This window comes from Sphingomonas sp. Leaf34 (assembly GCF_001421805.1).
GTDB lineage: Bacteria > Pseudomonadota > Alphaproteobacteria > Sphingomonadales > Sphingomonadaceae > Sphingomonas.
The window spans coordinates 261,229-282,217 of record NZ_LMLC01000003.1 but is presented as its reverse complement, the minus strand read 5'-3'; the positions used below and the strand labels follow the sequence as shown (position 1 = coordinate 282,217).

At 66.5% G+C, this 20,989-nt stretch carries 19 protein-coding genes and 2 tRNA genes; 8 read left to right on the top strand and 13 right to left on the bottom strand.

Annotated elements, in window-relative coordinates:
* Positions 1 to 8: 8 nt before the first annotated feature.
* Both ASF00_RS09720 and ASF00_RS09715 read right to left on the bottom strand, forming a co-directional pair.
* Complete coding sequence (locus ASF00_RS09720) at positions 9 to 785, bottom strand: arginyltransferase (protein WP_055877990.1); 777 nt, start codon at positions 783 to 785, stop codon at positions 9 to 11.
* A 130-nt stretch (positions 786 to 915) separates the two neighbouring features.
* The gene (locus tag ASF00_RS09715; RefSeq protein WP_055877988.1) at positions 916 to 2,175 is read right to left on the bottom strand and encodes a threonine ammonia-lyase; all 1,260 of its coding nucleotides are present in this window, start codon (positions 2,173 to 2,175) and stop codon (positions 916 to 918) included.
* 239 nt (positions 2,176 to 2,414) lie between these two features.
* Here ASF00_RS09715 and ASF00_RS09710 point away from each other — a divergent pair, with 239 nt between their 5' ends.
* Positions 2,415 to 4,097, top strand: coding sequence for an amidohydrolase (locus ASF00_RS09710; protein WP_055877985.1), 1,683 nt, complete (start codon positions 2,415 to 2,417; stop codon positions 4,095 to 4,097).
* 19 nt (positions 4,098 to 4,116) lie between these two features.
* Here the strand turns inward: ASF00_RS09710 and ASF00_RS09705 are convergent, their stop codons facing one another.
* The 6 genes from ASF00_RS09705 to ASF00_RS09680 all read right to left on the bottom strand — a co-directional run bounded on the left by ASF00_RS09705 (position 4,117) and on the right by ASF00_RS09680 (position 12,190).
* The gene (locus ASF00_RS09705) at positions 4,117 to 5,004 is read right to left on the bottom strand and encodes an acyl-CoA thioesterase (protein ID WP_055877983.1); all 888 of its coding nucleotides are present in this window, start codon (positions 5,002 to 5,004) and stop codon (positions 4,117 to 4,119) included.
* Positions 5,005 to 5,076: 72 nt separating this feature from the next.
* Positions 5,077 to 6,204 (bottom strand): acyl-CoA dehydrogenase family protein, encoded by a 1,128-nt coding sequence (locus ASF00_RS09700; protein ID WP_055877980.1) that lies wholly within the window; start codon positions 6,202 to 6,204, stop codon positions 5,077 to 5,079.
* 91 nt (positions 6,205 to 6,295) lie between these two features.
* Positions 6,296 to 7,477 (bottom strand): acyl-CoA dehydrogenase family protein, encoded by a 1,182-nt coding sequence (locus tag ASF00_RS09695; protein ID WP_055877978.1) that lies wholly within the window; start codon positions 7,475 to 7,477, stop codon positions 6,296 to 6,298.
* 4 nt (positions 7,478 to 7,481) lie between these two features.
* Entirely contained in the window at positions 7,482 to 8,786 is a 1,305-nt protein-coding gene (locus ASF00_RS09690; protein ID WP_055877975.1) for an amidase family protein, read from the bottom strand.
* A gap of 37 nt (positions 8,787 to 8,823) precedes the next feature.
* Positions 8,824 to 10,854 (bottom strand): 3-hydroxyacyl-CoA dehydrogenase NAD-binding domain-containing protein, encoded by a 2,031-nt coding sequence (locus ASF00_RS09685; protein ID WP_055878767.1) that lies wholly within the window; start codon positions 10,852 to 10,854, stop codon positions 8,824 to 8,826.
* 115 nt (positions 10,855 to 10,969) lie between these two features.
* Positions 10,970 to 12,190 (bottom strand): serine hydrolase domain-containing protein, encoded by a 1,221-nt coding sequence (locus ASF00_RS09680; protein WP_055877972.1) that lies wholly within the window; start codon positions 12,188 to 12,190, stop codon positions 10,970 to 10,972.
* A 193-nt stretch (positions 12,191 to 12,383) separates the two neighbouring features.
* Here ASF00_RS09680 and ASF00_RS09675 point away from each other — a divergent pair, with 193 nt between their 5' ends.
* The 4 genes from ASF00_RS09675 (at position 12,384) to ASF00_RS09660 (ending at position 15,845) form a co-directional block, all read left to right on the top strand.
* Positions 12,384 to 14,090 carry a class I adenylate-forming enzyme family protein gene (locus tag ASF00_RS09675; RefSeq protein ID WP_055878764.1) on the top strand — a complete coding sequence of 569 codons (1,707 nt, stop codon included), beginning with the start codon at positions 12,384 to 12,386 and terminating at the stop codon, positions 14,088 to 14,090.
* Between the two features lie 311 nt (positions 14,091 to 14,401).
* Entirely contained in the window at positions 14,402 to 15,550 is a 1,149-nt protein-coding gene (locus ASF00_RS09670) for an AI-2E family transporter (protein WP_156348316.1), read from the top strand.
* A 56-nt stretch (positions 15,551 to 15,606) separates the two neighbouring features.
* Positions 15,607 to 15,683, top strand: a tRNA-Asp gene (locus tag ASF00_RS09665).
* A gap of 85 nt (positions 15,684 to 15,768) precedes the next feature.
* Positions 15,769 to 15,845, top strand: a tRNA-Asp gene (locus ASF00_RS09660).
* Positions 15,846 to 16,056: 211 nt separating this feature from the next.
* On the opposite strand, the gene ASF00_RS09655 is transcribed toward ASF00_RS09660, so the two are convergent.
* The 4 genes from ASF00_RS09655 to ASF00_RS09640 all read right to left on the bottom strand — a co-directional run bounded on the left by ASF00_RS09655 (position 16,057) and on the right by ASF00_RS09640 (position 17,551).
* Positions 16,057 to 16,257, bottom strand: coding sequence for a DUF2842 domain-containing protein (locus ASF00_RS09655; protein WP_055877967.1), 201 nt, complete (start codon positions 16,255 to 16,257; stop codon positions 16,057 to 16,059).
* Positions 16,254 to 16,787: a 5-formyltetrahydrofolate cyclo-ligase gene (locus tag ASF00_RS09650; RefSeq protein WP_055877964.1), complete on the bottom strand. Its 534-nt coding sequence runs from the start codon at positions 16,785 to 16,787 to the stop codon at positions 16,254 to 16,256. Before ASF00_RS09650 ends, ASF00_RS09655 begins: the two co-directional genes overlap by 4 nt.
* A gap of 195 nt (positions 16,788 to 16,982) precedes the next feature.
* The gene (locus ASF00_RS09645; RefSeq protein WP_055877962.1) at positions 16,983 to 17,291 is read right to left on the bottom strand and encodes a cell division protein ZapA; all 309 of its coding nucleotides are present in this window, start codon (positions 17,289 to 17,291) and stop codon (positions 16,983 to 16,985) included.
* The gene (locus tag ASF00_RS09640) at positions 17,291 to 17,551 is read right to left on the bottom strand and encodes a hypothetical protein (RefSeq protein ID WP_235525717.1); all 261 of its coding nucleotides are present in this window, start codon (positions 17,549 to 17,551) and stop codon (positions 17,291 to 17,293) included. Before ASF00_RS09640 ends, ASF00_RS09645 begins: the two co-directional genes overlap by 1 nt.
* 144 nt (positions 17,552 to 17,695) lie before the next feature.
* Here ASF00_RS09640 and gap point away from each other — a divergent pair, with 144 nt between their 5' ends.
* The 3 genes from gap (at position 17,696) to ASF00_RS09625 (ending at position 20,482) form a co-directional block, all read left to right on the top strand.
* Complete coding sequence (gene gap, locus ASF00_RS09635; protein ID WP_055877956.1) at positions 17,696 to 18,706, top strand: type I glyceraldehyde-3-phosphate dehydrogenase; 1,011 nt, start codon at positions 17,696 to 17,698, stop codon at positions 18,704 to 18,706.
* A gap of 178 nt (positions 18,707 to 18,884) precedes the next feature.
* Positions 18,885 to 19,295: an MOSC domain-containing protein gene (locus ASF00_RS09630; RefSeq protein WP_055877953.1), complete on the top strand. Its 411-nt coding sequence runs from the start codon at positions 18,885 to 18,887 to the stop codon at positions 19,293 to 19,295.
* Positions 19,292 to 20,482 (top strand): phosphoglycerate kinase, encoded by a 1,191-nt coding sequence (locus ASF00_RS09625; protein ID WP_055877949.1) that lies wholly within the window; start codon positions 19,292 to 19,294, stop codon positions 20,480 to 20,482. Before ASF00_RS09630 ends, ASF00_RS09625 begins: the two co-directional genes overlap by 4 nt.
* On the opposite strand, the gene ASF00_RS09620 is transcribed toward ASF00_RS09625, so the two are convergent.
* Positions 20,479 to 20,967: a TlpA family protein disulfide reductase gene (locus ASF00_RS09620; protein WP_055877946.1), complete on the bottom strand. Its 489-nt coding sequence runs from the start codon at positions 20,965 to 20,967 to the stop codon at positions 20,479 to 20,481. The two genes, ASF00_RS09625 and ASF00_RS09620, sit on opposite strands and share 4 nt — an antisense overlap.
* Between the last annotated feature and the right edge of the window lie 22 nt (positions 20,968 to 20,989).

The window sequence follows — 20,989 nt, the reverse complement described above, 5'->3', positions numbered from 1 at the left end:
GATCTCGATTAGGGAACCGCCGCAACAGCAGTGGTCTGCGTCACGAGGTCGGCATCCTCCAGCCGCCGCCATCCCGCCGGCCCAAGCACCTCGAGCGGCCGATAGCGCGTCTTGTACTCCATCCGCGGCGAACCCTTCACCCAGTAGCCGAGGTACACATATGGCAGCCCCGCCTCGCGTGCGCGGGTCAAGTGGTCCATGATGATGAAGTTGCCAAACCCCGGTCGGCCGTGTTCGTCGGCCGCGAAGAAGCTGTAGACCATCGACAGCCCGTCCGCCTGGCGATCGGTCAGACATGCGCCGACCAACCGCCCGCGAGCGCTGCCGACCGAAGGCTCACGATATTCGACGATCACCGAATTGACCGGCGAATGCTCGATCATGTCGGCGTAATCGTCTTCGTCCATGCCCGCCATGCCGCCGCCGGGGTGGCGCGTCCTGAGATAGCGGCGGAGCAACTGGAACTGCTCGTCGGTCGCCCACGCCTTGCACGCGGTCACTTCGATATCGCCGTGACGCCTGAGCAATTTACGCTGCGTCGCATTGGGCGTGAACGCATTCGTCACCACGCGGACGGAGACGCACGCGGTACATCCGGCGCATGACGGTCGATAGGCGACCCCCTGGCTGCGACGAAACCCGATCCGCCCGAGCGCATCGTTGAGTTCGCTGGCATGCGGCCCGGTCAACTCGGTGAACACCTTGCGCTCCTGCCGGCCCGGCAGATACGGGCACGGCGACGGGCTGGTGACGAAGAAGCGCGGGAAACGAAAAGGCGCAGTCACCGAACCGGATGTCCTTCAGGAAAGCGCGAAAGATCGCGTTCCGCCGTATATGGTCGCGTCATGCAATCCTGAAAAGCGCGTTTACCACGATTATGGGTTAACACGCTAAATAGCGGGATCACCGTGATAATTATGCGAGCTCGACGGTCGATGTCTCGTACCCGCTGGCGCGCAATGCACCCACCAGCCGATCGAGATGCGCACGGTCGCGCGTTTCGCATTCGATGTCGGTGATCAGCCCCTTTGCCGGCAATGTCGTGAAGACGCGCTGGTGATAGATTTCAATGATGTTGACGCGTTCCTGATCGAAGATCCGCGCCACGTGGAACAGCGCACCGGGCTTGTCCTGCAACCGAATACGAAGCCGCGCGAGCCGACCCGAGCGCGCCAGATCGCGCAACAACACGTTGGCGAGCAGCCGCGTATCAATATTGCCGCCGCACAGCACGATACCGACGGTGCGCCCCGCGAACCGTCCGGGATGCGACAGCAAGGCGGCGAGGCCCGCGGCGCCGGCACCCTCGACGACGGTCTTTTCGATCTGGAGCAGCAGGCTGACCGATTCTTCCAGGCTGCGTTCGCTGACCAGCAGGATGTCGTCGACCAGTTCGGCAACAATCTTCGAGGTGATCGCGCCCGGTTCCTTGACCGCGATGCCCTCGGCCAGCGTATCGCCTGCGCAGGGCATATCGGTACCGTTGATCCGGTTGAACATCGACGGGAACAGCTCGGCCTGCACGCCGACAACCTCGATCGGATGACCGCCAGGCTGCTGGCTCGCCACGCGCGCGACAGTCGACATGCCCGAGATAAGCCCCCCGCCGCCGATCGGGATGACGAGCGTGTCGATCTGCGGCACGTCCTCCAGCATCTCGACCGCCACGGTGCCCTGGCCGGCGATGACGCGCGGATCGTCGAACGGATGGACGAAGGTAAAGCCGCACTCGCCCTCGAGGATGCGGGCATGCGCATAGGCCGCGTCGAACGTCTCGCCGTGGAGCACGACATTGGCCCCGTGGCCCTCGGTCTGCATCACCTTCACGGTCGGCGTATTGACCGGCATCACGATCGTCGCCGGGATGCCGAGCCGGTTGGCATGATAGGCGAGACCCTGCGCATGGTTGCCCGCGGACGCGGCGATCACGCCCTTCGCGCAGGCCTCCGGCGACAGCTGCAACAGCGTGTTGAGCGCGCCGCGCTCCTTGTACGCCGCGGTGAACTGAAGATTCTCGAACTTCAGATACACCGTCGCGCCGGTCATCTGGCTCAGCGTCTTGCTGATCAGCGTCGGCGTGCGGACGATCGATGCGCGGATCCGGTCATGCGCGACGCGGACATCGTCGATCGAGACGGGGAGGGTGGGTGCCGCTACGGCAGCGTGGGTAGCCATGTCCGACCCGCTAGACCATCTGGCGCAAGGGGGGAACACCGCTTATGCGCGGGACCAATGGCAAAATCGGTTTTCGGCACAGCGCGCGTACAGCACACCTTGCGGGGGACGTCGTCGGTACGGGCCGCGCGTTCCGCGTGCGTATCGTGGGGCGCGAATGCCAAGGCTTTGGTATCGGGCGTAAAGTCCCGGGAACACTGCCGGCCGACCAGTGATCATGCGTGGAGAGTGGCGAAGTGATGCGTTTTCTTGTATCTGCGGCGGTCGTCGCGCTCGCCACGTCCCCGGCCATGGCCGACGGCATCGTCGATAACGTCAACGGTATCACGGTCGCCGACGGCGGCCGGGTGATCCATTTCAAGGCGATCCTGATCGACAAGGACGGCCGGGTCACGCGACTTGTTCCCCCGGGCGAAGAGGCGCCGAAGCTCAGCCGCAAGGAACTGAAGAAAAACGCGGGCAAGCCGCTCTACGACTGGCGTGTCGACATGGGTGGCAAGACCGTGCTGCCCGGATTCGTCGATGCGCACGGGCATGTGATCGAGATGGGCTTCGGCGCCTTGTCGCTCGATCTGTCGATGACCAAGTCGCTCGACGAGGCCAAGTCGCGCATCGCCGCCTACATCGCCGGCAATCCCGATCGCAAATGGGTGATCGGGCGCGGCTGGAACCAGGAGGCGTGGGGGCTGGGTCGTTTCCCGACCGCGGCGGATCTCGATTCGGTCTCGGGCGGGCACCCGATCTGGCTGTCGCGCGCCGATGGTCATGCCGGCTGGGCGAACCGCGAGGCGATGCGCGAGGCGGGGGTCACCGCGTCGACCGTTTCGCCGGCGGGCGGACGGATCGAGAAGACCGGCGGCGCGCCCGCAGGCGTGTTCATCGATGGCGCGCAGGCGTTGATCGAGAAGGTCGTGCCGCAGCCGCTGCCCAAGGAGCGCGATGCCGCGTTCCTGACCGCCCAGAGCATCCTGCTACGCTACGGCGTCACCGCGGTCGCCGATATGGGCACGACGCTCGACGACTGGCTCACCTATCGGCGGATGGCGGATATCGGCGGGCTTCGCGTCCGCATCATGAGCTATGCGCTGGGCGTCGAGACCGCGAGCCGGATCGGTGGCAAGGGGCCGACGCCCTGGCTCTATAACGATCGCCTGCGGATGGGGGGCGTGAAGCTCTATGCCGACGGTGCGCTCGGCTCGCGGGGCGCGTGGCTTCTCAAGCCCTATGCCGACGCACCCGGCCAGTCGGGTCTCGGCTTCCTCACCGACGACCAGCTCCAGAACCAGATGAGCCGGGCGGCGATGGATGGCTATCAGGTCGCGGTCCACGCGATCGGCGACAAGGCCAACCAGATGGTGCTCGACGCGATCCAGGTCGAGAGCGAGACCTATACCGGCGATCGGCGCTGGCGGATCGAGCATGCGCAGGTGGTCGATCCGACCGACCTGCCGCGATTCGGCAAATTCGGCACGATCGCGTCGATGCAGCCGACGCACGCGACCAGCGACCGGACGATGGCGGAGGCCAGGCTCGGCCCGAACCGGCTGGCAGGCGCCTATGCGTGGAAATCGATGCTGACCAATGGCGCCAAGCTCGCATTCGGCACCGACTTCCCGGTCGAAAAGCCCGATCCGTTCGCGACCTGGGCCGCGGCGTTCACGCGCGCGGATGCCGATGGCCAGCCACAGGGCGGGTGGCAACCGCAGGAAATCGTCACGCGCGAACAGGCGTGGTGGGCGATGACGGGGGCTGCGGCCTATGCCGGGTTTGCCGAGAAGCAGTTCGGCGCGCTTGCCCCCGGCCAGCGCGCGGATTTCATCATCGTCGACCGCGATCCGACGACCGCCTCGCCGACCGACCTGCGCGCGACCGTGGTGCAGGAAACGTGGATCGGTGGCGAGAAGGTCTGGGTGCGCAAGTAACCGCGATCCCGCGGGGGGGTTACTGGCGCATCCGGATCAGGCCCTCCTGCGCGACGCTGGCGACGAGGCGGCCGTCTCTTGCGTAGATCTTGCCGCGGTTGAAGCCGCGCGCATGGCCCGACCACGGGCTGTCGCAGGCGTAGAGCAGCCAGTCGTCGGCGCGGAAATCCTCGTGCAGCCATAGCGAATGATCGAGGCTGGCGGTCTGCAGCCCCGGCGTAATCCAGTTCTTGCCGTGCGGCAGCAGCGCGGTGCCGAGCAGCGCCATGTCGGACGCGTATGCCAGGATCGCGCGGTGCATCGCCGGATCGTCGCCGATCGGCGCGCAGAGCCGGAACCAGTTGGCGTAGTGCGGATCCTGCGGCGCCGGATCGATCCAGCTGCGCGGGTTGACCGGACGGACCTCGATCGGCCGCCACCGCAGCATGTGCGCGCGAAACTTCTCGGGGATGCCGTCGATAGTCTCGAGCCGCAGGTCGCGGTCGGAGCGCAAGGTTTCGGGCGCGGGCACGTCGGGCATCGCGTGCTGATGGTGCAGGCCCTCTTCGGGCATCTGGAACGATGCCGCCATGTTGAGGATCGGCTGCCCCTTCTGCATCGCGATCACGCGCCGCGTCGCGAAGCTGCGGCCCTCGAAATCGCGGACGACGCGGAAGACGATGGGATAGTCCTCGTTGCCCGGCCGCATGAAATAGGCGTGCAGCGAGTGGGCGGCCTTGGGGCCTTCGGTCGAGCGTTGCGCGGCTTGCAGCGCCTGCGCGATGACTTGGCCCCCGAACACGCGCCCGACGCCACCGGGCTGCCGCTTGCCGACATAGAGGTCGGTGTCGACCTCCTCGATCTCGAGCAGGTCGACGAGACCCTGGGCGAGCGCTTCGGGGGACGTATCGGTAGTATCCAAGCTCATCTGACCTCCATGTTCTCCCGCGAAGGCGGGAGCCCAGTCTGGGCCCCGCCTTCGCGGGGGCACAAGTTCTGGTCAATAGCCGGCAGCGAGCGCCAAACGATCGGCGTGGAAGTTGGCGTCGCCGAACATCTCGGCGAGCACCCGCGCGCGCTTCATGTAGAAGCCGATGTCATATTCGTCGGTCATCCCGATCCCGCCGTGCATCTGCACGCCCTCCTGGACACTGAGCGTGGTCGCCAGCGCGGTCATCGCCTTGGCCACCGACACCGCCTCGTCCGCGCAGTCGCTGCCCTGGTCGAGCAGTTGCTGCGCCTTGAGGACGGCGGCACGCGCGACCTCCATCTCCGAATAGAGATGCGCGGCGCGGTGCTGGAGCGCCTGGAAGCTGCCGATCAGCGTCCCGAACTGCTTGCGCTGCTTCATGTAGCCGACCGTCATATCCATCGCTCCGCCGCCGACGCCGAGCAGCTCGGCCGACGCGGCGGTACGCCCCGCGCGGAGCAGGCTATCGAGCGGCGTGCGGCCGGCATCGACTTCACCGATCACCGCATCCGCGTTGACCTCCACGCCGTCGAACTCGAGGCGCGCGGCAAGGCTGGCGTCGGCGAGGCGCTCGGCATGTGCGGACAGCCCGGCGGCGTCCTTCGGGACGGCGAACAAGGTGATGCCGTCTTTGTCGTCGTCCGATCCTGCGGTGCGGGCGGCGACGATGATCAGGTCGGCGGTGTGGCCGTGCGTGACGAACCTTTTCTCACCGGTCAGCCGGAACCCGTTGCCCGACCGTTCGGCCTTCATCGCGACGGTATCGCGGTGCTTGGCGCGCTCGTCGATCGCGAGCGCGGCGACGGTCTCGCCGGCGATGATCCCGGGGAACCAGCGTTCGGCTTGGCCCGTGCCTTTGAGCGCCTCGACCGCCGCGACCGCGGTGGAAAGGAACGGGGAAGGCGACAGGTTGCGCCCGATCTCCTCCAGCACCACGCCCGCCTCGACATGGCCGAGCCCGAGGCCGCCCTGATCCTCGCCGATCAGGATGCCGGTAAAGCCCATCTCCGCGAACTGCTTCCACAGGTCGCGCGAGAAGCCGGTTGTGTCGTCGGCGTCACGCAAAGCCCGCATATGGCTAACCGGCGCATGCTCCGCGACGAAATCGCGAATGGTGTCCTGCAGGGCGGTCTGGTCGTCGTCTAGATAGAGTGGCATTCTGGTTCCCCCGCGGAGGCGGGGGCCCAGGAGCCCCACGCGCAGCGTTCATGATTCTGGGCTCCCGCCTTCGCGGGAGAACGGTCAAAGGTCAGGCGGGCAGTTCGAGGATCCGCTTGGCGATGATGTTGAGCTGGATCTCGCTCGTTCCGCCCTCGATCGAGTTCGCCTTGGTGCGCAGCCATGACCGGGGGACAGCCCCGCCGCGCGATCGGTCGCTGTCCCATTCGAGCGCGTCCGAACCGCCCGCCGCCATCATCAGCTCGTACCGCGACTTGTTCAGCTCGGTGCCGTAATATTTCATCATGCTCGGCTGCGCTGGGTGCGCCTTGCCCGCCTTCAGTTCGTCGATGAACCGCTCGGACATTGCCCCGAACGCCTTCGCGCGCACCTCGAACACCGCGATCGACGCGCGCAGCAGCGGATCCGCGAGCCGGCCGTCATGGCCGAGCCCGACGGTGGCGATCGCGCCGTCGATCAGCGGATTGCCGCCGCTCGACGCGAGGCCCATGCCTGAGATCATCTCGCGCTCATGCCCGAGCAGATATTTCGCGACGTCCCAGCCCTTGTTCTCGTCGTACACGCGGTTGATCTTGGGCACCTCGACATTGTCGAAGAACGTCTCGCAGAACGGCGAATTGCCGCTGATCAGCAGGATCGGCTTGGTCGACACGCCGGGCGAGGCCATGTCGAACAGCACGAAGCTGATCCCGCCCTGCTTGCTCGTCTTGTCGGTGCGGACGAGGCAGAAGATCCAGTCGGCCTTGTCGGCGTAGGAGGTCCACACCTTCTGCCCGTTGACGAGATAATGGTCGCCCTTGTCCTCCGCCGAGGTGGCAAGCCCTGCAAGGTCGGAGCCCGCATTCGGCTCAGAATAGCCTTGGCACCAGCGGATCTCGCCGCGCGCGATCTTGGTCAGGTGATCGAGCTTCTGCTCCTCGGTGCCATATTTCAGCAGCGCCGGTCCAAGCATCGAGATACCGAACGAGTTGAGCGGGTTGCGCGCCTTTATTGCCGCCATCTCTTCGCGCAAAATCTTGGTCTCGGCCGGCGACAGCCCGCCGCCGCCATAGGCCTTGGGCCAGTCAGGGACGGTCCAGCCCTTAGCGGCCATCTTGTCGAGCCACTCCTTTTGCGCCGGGCTCGACGGCTTGAACTGGCGCCCGCCCCAGCAGACATCGTCCTCCGAGCGCACAGGTTTGCGCATCTCGGGCGGGCAGTTTTCCGCGAGCCAGGCGCGGGTTTCGGACCGGAAAGTGTCGAGGTCGGACATCGGATCAGCTCCTGCTTAATCGGTGGGCGAGCGCGGCGACGGCGATCGCGTCGTGGTCGCGGTAACGGTTGGTGATGACCTGCACGCCGATCGGCAGGCCGCGCGGGTCGATCCCGACGGGCACGCTGGTTGCGGGCAGATTGGGGAAGGTGGCGAGACCCGCCCAGGCGAACTGGACGCCGAACGGGGTGTCCTCGCCGTCGATCGACAGCGTGCGTCGCGCGACATTGCGCTCGGCGATGTGCGCGAAGGCGCTCACGCCGCTGGCGGGCGCGATCACCGCGTCGAACTCTTCGAACAGCGCGCCCCATGCGCGCTGCAGCCGCGCCTGCGAATCGAGCAGGCCGAACCAGTGCGACAGCGTCGCGACCTTGCCGTCACGCGCCGGGCCGCCGCGCGTCATCGCGATGCCGAGCATCCGCATGTAATCCGCATGCTGCGCCGCCAGGTCGATCGCCGGCGCGGCGTGCGACACGATGGCAGCTGCGCGGCCCAGCACCTCCCCGACATGCTCGATCGCCGACACGATCGACGAATCCACGCGCGCCGCGGGATGCGCGGTCAGCAGCAGGATCCGCGGCCGGGCGAGGTCGACGCTCGGGCGGGGCAGCGGGAGGTCGGCAAGGATGTCGAGCGCGACGGCCAGATCCTCGGAATCGCGCGCGAGCGGGCCGATCACGCCCAGGACGGCGCTTGCCCCGTCGGTGCCGGGAACGCGGTGGCCGATGTCGGACAGCACGCCATAGGTCGGCTTGTGCCCCCAGACACCGCAGAACGCGGCGGGTACGCGGATCGAGCCGCCAATGTCGGAGCCGAGCTCGAGCGGCACCATGCCCGAGGCGAGCGCGGCCGCGCCGCCGCCCGACGATCCGCCGGGGGTGAGCGCGGTATCGAGCGGATGGTTGGTGCGGCCATAGATCGGATTGTCGGCTTGCCAGTCGCTCAATCGCACTGGCACGTTGGTCTTGCCGAGGATCACCGCACCCGCCGCCTTTAGTCGTGTCACGGCCACCGCATCGCGGTCGACGATGTTGTCGCGGTGGACCCCGACGCCCCAGCTGGTCGGCAGCCCGGCGACGTCGAACGATTCCTTGACGGTCATCGGCACGCCGAACAGCGGCCGTTCGTCAGGACCTTCCGCGTCGAGCACGCTGGCGGCCTCCCGCGCCCGGGCGAAATCGCGGACGACGACGGCGTTGATCGCACCGTCGCGCGCCTCGATCCGCGCGATCGCCGCCTCGCACTCGGCGAGCGCGGTCGTCTCGCCCGCACGGATCGCCGCCGCGGTCTGGAGCGCGGAGCGGTCCATCAGCGTGGGATCGCCCGGACGAGGCGGCCGCGCGCGATCACTTCAGGCGACCGCCCGAGGTGGCTGCGTCCTTCAGCGACTTCGCCACCGGGAAGCCGTATTTCTCGAGCCCCGCAACGACCTTCGCCAGCCCCTCGGACTGCGCCCAGAACATCGGGCCGCCGCGATAGACCGGCCAGCCATAGCCGTAGATCCAGACCACATCGACGTCGGACGCGCGCTGGGCCTTGCCCTCCTCGAGGATCAGCGCGCCCTCGTTGACCATCGTGTAGAGCGTGCGTACGACGATCTCCTCGTCGCTGATCTCGCGCGGGGTGACGCCCGACTTGGCGCGGAAATCGTCGATGATTTCCGTCACGCGGGGGGAATTCGACGGCGTGCGCTTCTCGTCATAATCGTAGAAGCCCGCCTTGGTCTTCTGCCCCCAGCGGTTTTCGGCAGCGAGTGCGTCGCGAATGTTCTCGATCCGGCTCGGGTCGCGATGCCATCCGATGTCGACGCCGGCGAGGTCGCTCATCTGGAACGGGCCCATCGGCATGCCGAACGCGACGTGGACCTTGTCGATCTGCTCGGGGCTCGCGCCTTCGAGCAACAGTTTGGTCGCCTCGACCTGGCGCGGCATGAGCATGCGGTTGCCGATGAAGCCGTAGGTGACGCCCGCGACGACCGCGACCTTCTTGATCTTCTTGGCGAGCGCCATGACGGTCGCGAGCACGTCGTCCGCGGTCTTGTCGCCGCGCACCACTTCGAGCAATTTCATCACGTTGGCGGGCGAGAAGAAGTGCATCCCGACGACGTCCTCGGGACGCTTCGTGCAGGCCGCGATCGCGTCGATGTCGAGATAGGAGGTGTTCGAGGCGAGGATTGCGCCGGGCTTGGCGATCGCGTCGAGCTTGGTGAAGATGTCCTTCTTCACCTCCATCGTCTCATACACCGCCTCGATGATCAGGTCGCACTCGGCGAGATCGGCGAAGTCGAGCGTCGGCTTCAGGGCGCCCATCGCCTGTTCGACCTGTTCGGGCTTCATCCGGCCCTTGGCGGCGGTCGCCTCGTAATTCTTGCGGACGACACCGGTGCCGCGATCGAGCGCGTCCTGCTGCATCTCGACGATCGTGACGGGGATGCCCGCGGACAGGAAGTTCATCGAGATGCCGCCGCCCATCGTGCCCGCGCCGATCACGCCGACGCGCTTGATCTCGCGCAGTTTGGTGTCGGCGGGGACGTCGTCGATCTTGGCGGCCTGGCGTTCGGCGAAGAAGATGTGGCGCTGGGCTGCCGACTGAACGCCGGTCATCAGCTTCATGAACTCCTGGCGCTCGAACGCTATGCCCTCCTGGAAGCTGGAGCCGTCGGCGGCCTTCTCGACGCAGGCGATGTTCGCGGCCGGCGCGTCGAAGTTACGGAAACGACGGGCGTTCTCCTTTTTGAACGCAGCGACCGCGTCCGGATCGGCCGGCGCCGTCTTCTCGGACGCACGGGGCAGGGGGCGCTTGGTCGCGATCTCGCGCGCGAACGCGACGGCGTCGGCCTCGAGCGAGTCCTCACCGACGATCTTGTCGATCAGGCCGGCGTCGAGCGCGTTCTTCGCCGAGATCGGATCGCCCTTCGCGGTCATTTCGAGCGCGAGCTTTACGCCGGCGATGCGCGGGATACGCTGCGTGCCGCCTGCGCCGGGGAGCAGGCCGAGCTTCACCTCGGGCGTGCCGATCTTCGCCGAGGGGACGGCGACGCGGTAATGGCAACCGAGCGTGACCTCGCACCCGCCGCCGAGCGCGGTGCCGTGGATCGCGGCGACCACCGGCTTCGACGAGGCCTCGATCATGTCGACGACGGTCGGCAGGCCGGGCTCGACCATTTCCTTGCCGAACTCGGTGATGTCGGCGCCGGCGAAGAAGGTACGCCCGTCGCAGCGGATGACCATCGCGGTGAAGCTGTCGTCGCCGACGCCTTCGTTGATCGCGGCTTCGAGGCCCTGGCGGACCGCGGCGCCGAGCGCGTTTACCGGCGGGTTGTTCGAGATGATCACGAGGACGTCGTCATGGCGTTCGGTGCGGATCGGGCTGGTCATCATTCTCTCCTGGTGCTGGCCCCGTCATCCCGGCGAACGCCGGGACCCAGAGCCAAAATCGGTGTGCGTGCGGCCCTGGGTCCCGGCGTTCGCCGGGATGACGGCCGTGTCTGGATCAGGTTATCGCGGCGTAGATCATCGTCTTCAGCTCGCGGCGGATCGGATAGAGGCTGCTGGGCGAGAGCTGCGTCATGAACACCATCGAGACGCGCTCGACCGGGTCGACGAAGAACGCGGTCGAGAACATCCCGCCCCAGTAATATTCGCCCTGCGAGCCCGGCACCATCGTCTTGGCGACGTCGTCGGTGATCGCGAAGCCGAGGCCGAAGCCGGTGCCCGCGTTCGACGCCTCGCTGAACAGCGACTTCGACATCGTCGCGAGATCGGATTTTCCGGGCAGGTGGTTCTGCGTCATCAGGGCGAGCGTCTTGCGCCCGAGGATTCGCGCGCCGTCGAGTTCGCCGCCGTTCAGCAGCATGGTGTTGAACCGGTGGTAATCGAGCGCGGTCGACACGAGTCCGCCGCCGCCGGAGACGAGCTTCGGCATCCGGCTCCACCCGCTGTCCGCGCCGCGATCGTACATCACGCGGCCCTTGCCGGGCACAAGCGTGTAGCAATCCGTAAGGCGGTCGATCTTGCCCTTGGGGACCTGGAAAAACGTGTCCTTCATCTTGAGCGGTGCGAAGATGCGCGTCTTGAAGAACTGGTCGAGCGGCAGCCCCGACACGCGCTGTACGACCGCGCCGAGTACGTCGGTCGCGACCGAATAATTCCAGGCGGTGCCCGGCGAGAATTCGAGCGGGATCTGCGCCAGCGCGGCGACGAAGCCGTCGAGATCATGGCCGCCATGCCAGTTCTCGATCTTGGCTTCGCGATAGGCGGCGTCGATGTTCGAACGATTCTGGAAGCTGTAGGTGAGCCCCGCAGTGTGGCGGAGAAGGTCGATCATCCGCATCGGCTCGGCGGTCGGCTTGGTGACGAACGGGACGCCCGCGCCGCCGCCGTTATAGACGCCGATATCCTTGAATTCGGGCAGCACGTGATGGACCGGCGTATCGACCGCGACGAGGCCCTGCTCGACCAGCATCATGAAGGCGACCGAGGTGATCGGCTTGGTCATCGACGCGATCCGGAACAGCGATCCCTCGTCGACCGTCTTGCCGTCTTCGCGGGCGGCGCCGGCATGCGAGAAGTGCACCACCTCGCCGTCGCGCGCGATCAGCAGCTGCGCGTTGGGTAGCTTGCCCGAATCCAGATAGCGGGTCTGGAGCAGCACATCGATCGCGGCCAGACGGCTCGCGTCGAAGCCATGTGCCGAGGGCTTGGCGGTTTTCATGTTTCGATCGTCCCCGTCACGGCTCGCTCCATACCCCTAGTTCGAAGTTAATGCCTCTATTGCCTTGAGCGAAGCAGGAATCAACTATAACCTGTCTTCGAACAGGCGATAAGCCAAACCCGAAATTCAACTCTGGAGTCAACCGGTCTTGGCAAGCGAACCGATCATCGCATCCGATCCCTCCTGGCCGGCGATGTCGCTCGCCGATGCCGGGCGACTCCTGACCGCGCCCGGCGCGAAATTCGAGATGGAGACGCTGGCGATCGGCGGCGTCGAGACGCGGATCTGGAAGAACGCGCCGCCGTCGCTGCGCTGGCTGGCCGAGGCGGCGCGCGCGCATGGCGAGCGGGTGTTCACGTCGTATGAGGACGAGCGTGTCACCTACGAGGCGAATTTTCGAGCGATTGCGGTGCTGGCGCACCGGTTGCGCGACATGGGGATCGGCGCTGGCGACCGCGTCGCGCTGGCGATGCGCAATTTGCCCGAATGGCCGGTGGCGTTCTTTGCCGGCGCCAGCATCGGCGCGATCATGGTGCCACTCAATGCGTGGTGGACCGGCGCGGAGATGGAATACGGCCTCGCCGATTCGGGCGCGCGCGTGCTCATCACCGATGATGAGCGGCATCACCGGCTGGAGGGGGCGTATGCGACGCTACCCGCGCTGGAGCATGTGCTCGTCGCACGCGCCACGGAGCCGCTGACCGGGATCGTCACGCGGCTGGAGGACGTGATCGGCACGCCGCACGATTGGGCGGCGCTGCCCGATATCGGCCTGCCCGAGGCGACGATCGCGCCCGACGACGATGCGACGATCTTCTACACCAGCGGCACCACCGGCGCCCCCAAGGGGGCGCTGGGGACGCACCGCAACATGATGTCGAACATCCTGTCGGGCGGCTATTCGTCGGCGCGCTCGTTCCTGCGGCGTGGCGAGGCGCCGCCGGAGCCGACGCCGCGCGTGACGCTGACGGTGATCCCGCTGTTCCACGTCACCGCGTGCTCCGCGGGTATGATGGGGGTGATCGCGACGGGCAGCACGATGATCTTCATGCGCAAATGGGACACGATCCGCGCGATGGAGATCATCGAGCGCGAAAAGGTCAACATCACCGGCGGCGTGCCGACGATCGCGTGGCAGCTGCTCGAACATCCCGATCGCGACAAATACGACCTCTCGTCACTCGAATCGATCGCCTATGGCGGCGCGCCCGCGGCGCCCGAGCTGGTGAAGCGGATCCATGCCGAGTTCGGCGCGATGCCCGGCAATGGCTGGGGCATGACCGAGACGATGGCGACCGTCACGCATCACGGCGCCGAGGAATATCTCAACCGCCCGACCAGCGCAGGGCCACCCGTCGCGGTCGCCGACCTCAAGATCGTCGCCGACGACGGCGTGACCGAGCTGCCGGTAGGCGAGATCGGCGAACTCTGGGCGCGCGGGCCGATGATCGTGAAGGGATACTGGAACAAGCCCGAGGCCACCGCGGCGACGTTCGTCGACGGCTGGGTGCGCACCGGCGATCTGGCGCGGCTCGACGAGGAGGGGTTCTGCTACATCGTCGACCGCGCCAAGGACATGATCATCCGCGGCGGCGAGAACATCTATTCGAGCGAGGTGGAGAACGTCCTATACGCGCACCCGGCGGTGACGGATGCGGCGCTGATCGGCATCCCGCACCGGATCCTGGGCGAGGAGCCCGCGGCGGTGGTGCACCTCGCGCCGGGCGCGGTGACGACCGAGGCCGAATTGCAGGGCTGGGTGCGGCAGCATCTGGCGGCGTTCAAGACGCCGGTCGCGGTGCGGTTCGTGCACGAGACGTTGCCGCGAAACGCGAACGGCAAGATCCTGAAGAAGGACCTGCAGGGGCTGTTCGCGGATCGGGTCGGTGTGACGGCTTAGACCTCGGCGATCACGACTTCCGCGTCATCCCGACGAAAGCCAGGATCCAGGGTACCGTAGGGCATCCTTTGCGGCTCTGCATCCTGACGTTCGTTAGGATGACGGGAGGCGAAATAGATTATGCGTGCGGCTCTCGTCCGGCTTGAATGCCGACCGCGATTACGGGATGGGGTGGCAAAGGAATTGCCATGACGGACGAGGGACTTCGCCAGGAACCAAGCCAGCCAAACGGCGGGGGCGGCGCCGTTGCGGAAGGCCCGCCGGCCGAAAGTGCGTTCGGACTGCCGATCGCGGTCGGGGTCGAGGATGCGATGCGAATCGCGCAGCGTCGCGATCGCCTGCTCGCGGCGCTCACGCTGACCGCCGGTGTCGGCCTCATCCTCGCCATGCCGTTCGCGTTGAAATCGGGGGCGGAGTTCTTCCTGCCGCTCACGATCGCGCTCGTGATCTCGGTCGCGCTCGTGCCCGTGCTGGAATGGCTCGAGCGTCGCCACGTGCCGTCGCCGCTGGCCGCGATCCTATGCATCCTCGTCTTCCTGATCGCCGCGAATATCGCGATCGCCGCGATCCTCGTGCCTGCGACCGATTTCTTCCGGCTGCTGCCGACCCGGCTCGACCGGATCCAGAGCAACCTTGCGCCACTGCTCGATCTGTATTCGAGCCTCGAGAAATATGTGAACAAGACGCTGCGCCAGGTCGCGTCGACGCCGATCAAGCAGCCGGCCACCGCGGGCGTCGCCGCACCAGGCTCGATCCTCGAACTCGCCGCGACGTCCGCGCCTGCGGTCATCGTGCAGTTCCTGTTCGGCGTCCTGATCGTGTTCTTCTTCCTGTCCGGCTGGACGCGGATGCGGCGGCAGACGATCACCGGGCGGACCAGCTTCGACGGCGCGATGGCGACGGCGCGCGTGATCCAGGACATCGTCGACGACGTGTCCGCCTATCTGGGCACGATCACGGTGATCAACATCCTGCTCGGGATCGTTACGGGCGCCGCGCTGTGGTTCATCGGCATGCCCTATCCCGCGATGTGGGGCGGGATCGTCGCGCTGCTCAACTATATTCCGTATTTCGGGCCGGTGATCGGTGCGTTCCTGCTCGCGCTCGGCGGGTTGATGACGTTTTCGGACATCTGGATGGCATTGCTGCCGCCCGCGCTGATGTACGGGCTGCATCTGATCGAGGCGAACGCGATCACGCCGTTCGTCGTCGGTCACCGGCTGACGATCAGCCCGCTGCTGATCCTGATCTCGCTGAGCTTCTGGGGTTGGGTGTGGGGCACATCGGGCGCGCTGCTGGCCGTCCCGCTGCTCATCATCCTCCAGACGGTCATCAAGGCGGCGGGCAAGCCCGATATTGCCGGCTTCCTGTTCGAGCACGGGACGCTCGTGCAGCCCAAGGCGGGGCGAAATCGTTGGCGTGGCGACCCGCCCGAGGCACAACGTGAAACAGGTGGCTGAAATGGGGGTTGACGGTATCCGAACCCTCGCCTAGTTGCCGCCTCCACGCTGTTTCAGCGGGTGTAGCTCAGTTGGTTAGAGCGCCGGCCTGTCACGCCGGAGGTCGCGGGTTCGAGTCCCGTCACTCGCGCCATCGTTCAGATGGTTCGAGAGAGTGTTGAGGTTTTGACGAGCCTGCCGCAGGGTCCCTCGGGATGCCGTGGTTCGTCATTGGGAATGCGGGTGTAGCTCAGTTGGTTAGAGCGCCGGCCTGTCACGCCGGAGGTCGCGGGTTCGAGTCCCGTCACTCGCGCCACCCTTGATGGGGTGGCCGAGACCCTTCCAGATTTTTGAGTGCTGCGAGCATTCCTCCCACATACCGTTCGTGCTGAGTAGAGGCCGAGTAGCTCCGTCAGGAGCGTATCGACGCACCGTAGCCGCGCGCCAACCTGTCCTTCGATACGCCCTCTCGATACGCTGCCTGCGGCGACTACTCGACGGCTACTCAGGACGAACGGAAGCGGACTTTACCGCCCGAGCTCCATCCACCGCAGTACCGGTTTCAACGGCGCGATCCAGATCAGCCCGGTGAACAGGTAGAACACCAGCTGCGCCAGCCAGTGCCAGCTGCCGACGATATTCGACAGGCTCACGATCGCCACGCACCACAGCATGATCAAGAGCAGGATGCCGAGCATCCCGACGGGTTTGCGCCAGGTGGGCGTCATAGCGTGATCCATTCGAGTTCGGTGGCGATGGCGTGGAGCGGGACGTCCCACGGGTCCGGGGTCAGGCTATCGACCTGCTGGACCGACAGCGCAATGCCGACGCGCCACGCATCGGGGTGTGCGAGGAAGGCGCGGTCGTAATAGCCGGCGCCCTGGCCGATTCGGTTGCCGCTGCGATCGAAGCCGACGAGCGGGGTCAGGATGATGTCCGGCGCGAGTTCGGCCGCGTCCTCGGCGGGCTGGTGGAGGCCGAACGGTCCGGCGATCAGCGCTGCCTCTGTATCCCATGACAGAAAACGCATCGGCAGCGACCGGCGCACCACATGCGGCAGCGCGATGACGCAGCCCGCGTCGACCGCGGCGCGCGCGAATGGCGACGGGTCGGCCTCTCCGCCGAACGGAACATAGGAGGCGACGGTCATGCCCGGCTTCAGTCGCGTCAGGAACGCCGACGGCACGGGGATGGAGACTGGGGCGCACGCGTCGCGCGCAGCGCGTAGGGAGGCCCTGAGCACGCTCTTGTCGGTCATGCGCGCGAGCCATCGAAATAGGGTGGTGTGGCGGGCCCACCATGGCCGTGTGCCGGGTTATCCACTGACGCACGGTACGTCAGGTGGGGACCATGTGCTTCGGACCAGGATCCTAACAGGGACAGCCCCCTATGGATGATGAATAGCCTCAGGGATAATAAAGGCTCGTACCGGGCAGAACCCGCCATCGCCAATCTAGGCGCTCGGGGGGCTTAGCTCAAGGGCCTCCGCAAGGTCTTCGAGACGATCGGCGATCCGCGTCAGGGCGATCTCGCTGACCGCCGAGCCTTCGGGCGGGCGATGCGCGGCTTCGTCGAGGTCGTCGGCGAGCATCAGCGCGACGAACAGCATCGCGCGTTCGGCGCTCAGGCCGCCCGCCGCACGGTCCGCGATCGGCCAGCGTTCGGCGAGCATCGCGCCGAGCAACCGGACGCGCGATTCCTCGCCATCGCGGCAGGCGACGGCATGGGGACGGCCGCCGATATCGAGCATGACCTGTGCCATTAGTTCGGGCTCCCGCGCGTGATGACGTCGTCGAGCGCGGCGACGGCTTCGGCCATCCGCGCCTTGAGGGCCGCATGGCGCTTGGCGAGCGCGTCGCCGCTGCGCGTGCGGGCGTTGATCGCGGCCTCGATCCGTATGATCGCTGCGTCGATCCGATCGACCGCCGCCGTATCCGCTATCGTCTCTGGTGGCATGTCTGGCGTCATCTCTGGCGTCGGGGCGGACGCCCGATCCGATATCGTGTCTGGAGTATCTGGCATGCGATCGAGATAGCATGGCCGGGGTGTGCGACAAGCCGGTTTCGCCGGGTCAATCCGCGATCCACGGTGTTGACAGGGCGCCCCACCGCCCCGCAAAGGCTGCGCGCCCGGAACGGACTCTCGGGCGCTAGCGGAGATACAGCAATGACGGTCAAGGTTGCGATCAACGGTTTCGGGCGCATCGGCCGTCTCGTCGCCCGCGCGGTACTCGAACAGTCGAACGGCGCACTCGAACTCGTCGCGATCAACGATCTCGGCGATGCCAAGTCGAACGCCTGGCTGTTCAAGCGCGACAGCGTCCACGGCAAATATCCCGGCGAGGTCTCGGCCGAGGGCAACGAGTTGGTCGTGGACGGCAAGCGCATCCGCGTGACCGCCGAGCGCGATCCCGCCAATCTGCCGCACGCCGAGCTGGGCGTCGACATCGTCCTCGAATGCACCGGCTTCTTCACCGACAAGGCGAGCTGCCAGAAGCATCTCGATGCGGGCGCGAAGAAGGTGCTGATCTCGGCACCGGGCAAAGGCGTCGACCTGACCGTCGTGTACGGCGTCAACCATGACAAGCTGACCGCCGAGCACACGATCGTCTCGAACGCGTCGTGCACGACCAATTGCCTCGCGCCCGTCGCCAAGGTGCTGAACGATGCGATCGGCATCGAGCGCGGGCTGATGACGACGATCCACGCCTATACCAACGACCAGAAGATCCTCGACCAGATCCACCCCGATCTGCGTCGCGCGCGCGCGGCGGCGATGTCGATGATCCCGACCACCACCGGTGCTGCGCGCGCCGTCGCCGAAGTGCTGCCCGAACTGAAGGGCAAGCTCGACGGCTCGGCAATCCGCGTACCGGTGCCTGACGTCTCGCTGATCGACCTGACCTTCACCCCGTCACGCGACACGACGCGCGAAGAGGTGAATGCGGTGCTCAAGGCGGCGTCCGAGAGCGGCCCGCTGGTCGGCGTGCTCGACTGGTCGGACGAGCCGCTCGTCTCGATCGATCTCCAGCATACCCCGGCCTCGTCGACGATCGACAGCATGGAGACCGCGGTGATCGACGGCAAGCTTGTCCGTGTCGTCAGCTGGTACGACAACGAATGGGGCTTCTCGAACCGCATGGTCGACACGGCCACCGCGATGGCGAAGTTCATCTGAGGCTGCGATCCATGCACCCCCTCTTCCGTTTGCTTCGAGCGCAATCGAGAAGCCGCCTCCTGTGACAGATGGTGTCTCGACTGCGCTCGACACGAACGGGGAGGGAGCGGTGGCCTCTACCTTGAAGCAAGCAGGCAGGATCGCCGGCATCGCGCGGCACGCGCGCGCGAAAGCTCCGATGGAGGTCATCGACACGGTCGAGATCACCATCGAGGCCGGCCTGCACGGTGACTTTCGCGGCTATGTACGGCCCGGCGGCAAGGGGCGGCGCCAGGTGACACTGCTCGAACGCGCCGACTGGGACGCCGCGATGGCCGACGTCGGCTGCGACATTCCCTGGTACGAACGCCGCGCGAACCTCCTCGTCGACGGCTTCGATCTTCCCCAAATACCCGGCACGCAGCTCCGCATCGGCGCGGACGTCGTGCTGGAAGTGACGCGCCACACCGATCCGTGCGAACGGATGGAGGCCCTGGCGCCAGGATTGTTCGCCGCGCTCACGCCCGACTGGCGGGGCGGGGCCTGTACCCGCGTTTTGATGGGCGGCAGGATCGCCGTCGGTGATGAGATCAGGATCGAAGAACCATGAGCAAGCCATTCAAGACGCTCGACGATATGGGCGAAATCCAGGGCAAGCGCGTGCTCGTCCGCGAAGACCTCAACGTGCCGATGGCGGAGGGCCGCGTTACCGATGACACCCGCCTGCGTGCGACCGTCGCGACCGTCGGCGAACTTGCGGACAAGGGCGCGATCGTCCTCGTCCTCGCGCATTTCGGCCGTCCCAAGGGCAAACCGAGCCCCGACTTCTCGCTGTCGCAGGTCGTGAAGCCATATAGCGAAGTGCTGGGTCGCGAAGTGCGCTACATCGATTGGGAAGGCGCGGAGGATTCGGTCGCGACGCTGGAGCCCGGCGATATCGCGGTGCTCGAGAACACGCGCTTCTTCGGCGGTGAAGAGACCAACGACGCGGCCGTGGTCGCGCGCTTCGCGAACCTGGGCGATCTGTACGTCAACGACGCCTTCTCCGCCGCGCACCGTGCGCATGCCTCGACCGAGGGTCTTGCGCACGTCCTCCCTGCTTTTGCCGGTCGCGCGATGGAGGCCGAGCTCGATGCGCTCCAGAAGGCGCTGGGCGCGCCCGAGCATCCGGTCGCAGCCGTTGTCGGCGGTGCCAAGGTGTCCTCGAAGCTCGACGTGCTGCGGCATCTCGTCACGCGCGTCGATCACCTGATCATCGGCGGCGGGATGGCGAACACCTTCCTCGCCGCGCGTGGTATCGATGTCGGCAAAAGCCTGTGCGAACATGAACTTGCCAGCACTTGCGAACAGATCATGGAAGCCGCGGACAAGGCGAATTGCACCGTCCACCTGCCGTACGACGTCGTCGTCGCCAAGGAGTTCAAGCCGAACCCCGCGACGCGCACCGTCAACGTGCACGAGGTCGCGGCTGACGAGATGATCCTCGATCTCGGCCCGGCAGCGGTCGAGTCGCTCGGCGACGTGCTCAAGAACTGCCGGACCCTGGTGTGGAACGGTCCGCTCGGCGCGTTCGAGACGCCGCCGTTCGACACCGCGACCGTCGCGCTTGCTCGCACCGCGGCGGCGCTGACCGAGGGCGGTTCGCTCGTCTCGGTCGCAGGCGGCGGCGATACGGTCGCCGCGCTCAACCAGGCTGGCGTCTCGGAGGCGTTCACCTTCGTGTCGACCGCGGGGGGCGCTTTCCTGGAATGGATGGAAGGCAAGGATCTTCCCGGGGTCGCCGCGCTGACGCGCTAGGGGGCGGGGTCCCGCAGCAGCGGGACCAGCAGGCCGTTGAGGTCGTCTAGGTCGAACGCGCCGGGTTTCGCATGGCGAACGACCCCGGCGCGATCGATGATGTAGTTGGTCGGCAGCGCACCCATCGCCGCGAACGGCCCCTTGATCCGGCGCGCGGACGGGATTGCGATCGCTGCGAACAGCGGCTTCAGCTTGTACACGGGCAGCGAATCCTCCGTGGCGATCGCAAAGACGCGCAGGCCCTTGTCCTTTCGGAGCCGGTAATAGGTATCGAGCAGGGGCAGTTCGGTCTTGCACGGTGCGCACCACGTCGCCCAGAAATTGAGCACCACGACCTGCCCGTGAAGGTCGTTACCGCGTACCTTGCTGCCGTCGATCAGCGTCAGTTCGAAGTCGGGCGCGCGCTCGCCGACCTTCACCGCTGCCGGTGCGGCGGACGCCGCCATCAGCACCGCGCACGCCATGATCCCACGGAAGACTAGCATCGCCTTTATCCCCTTTCGCCCA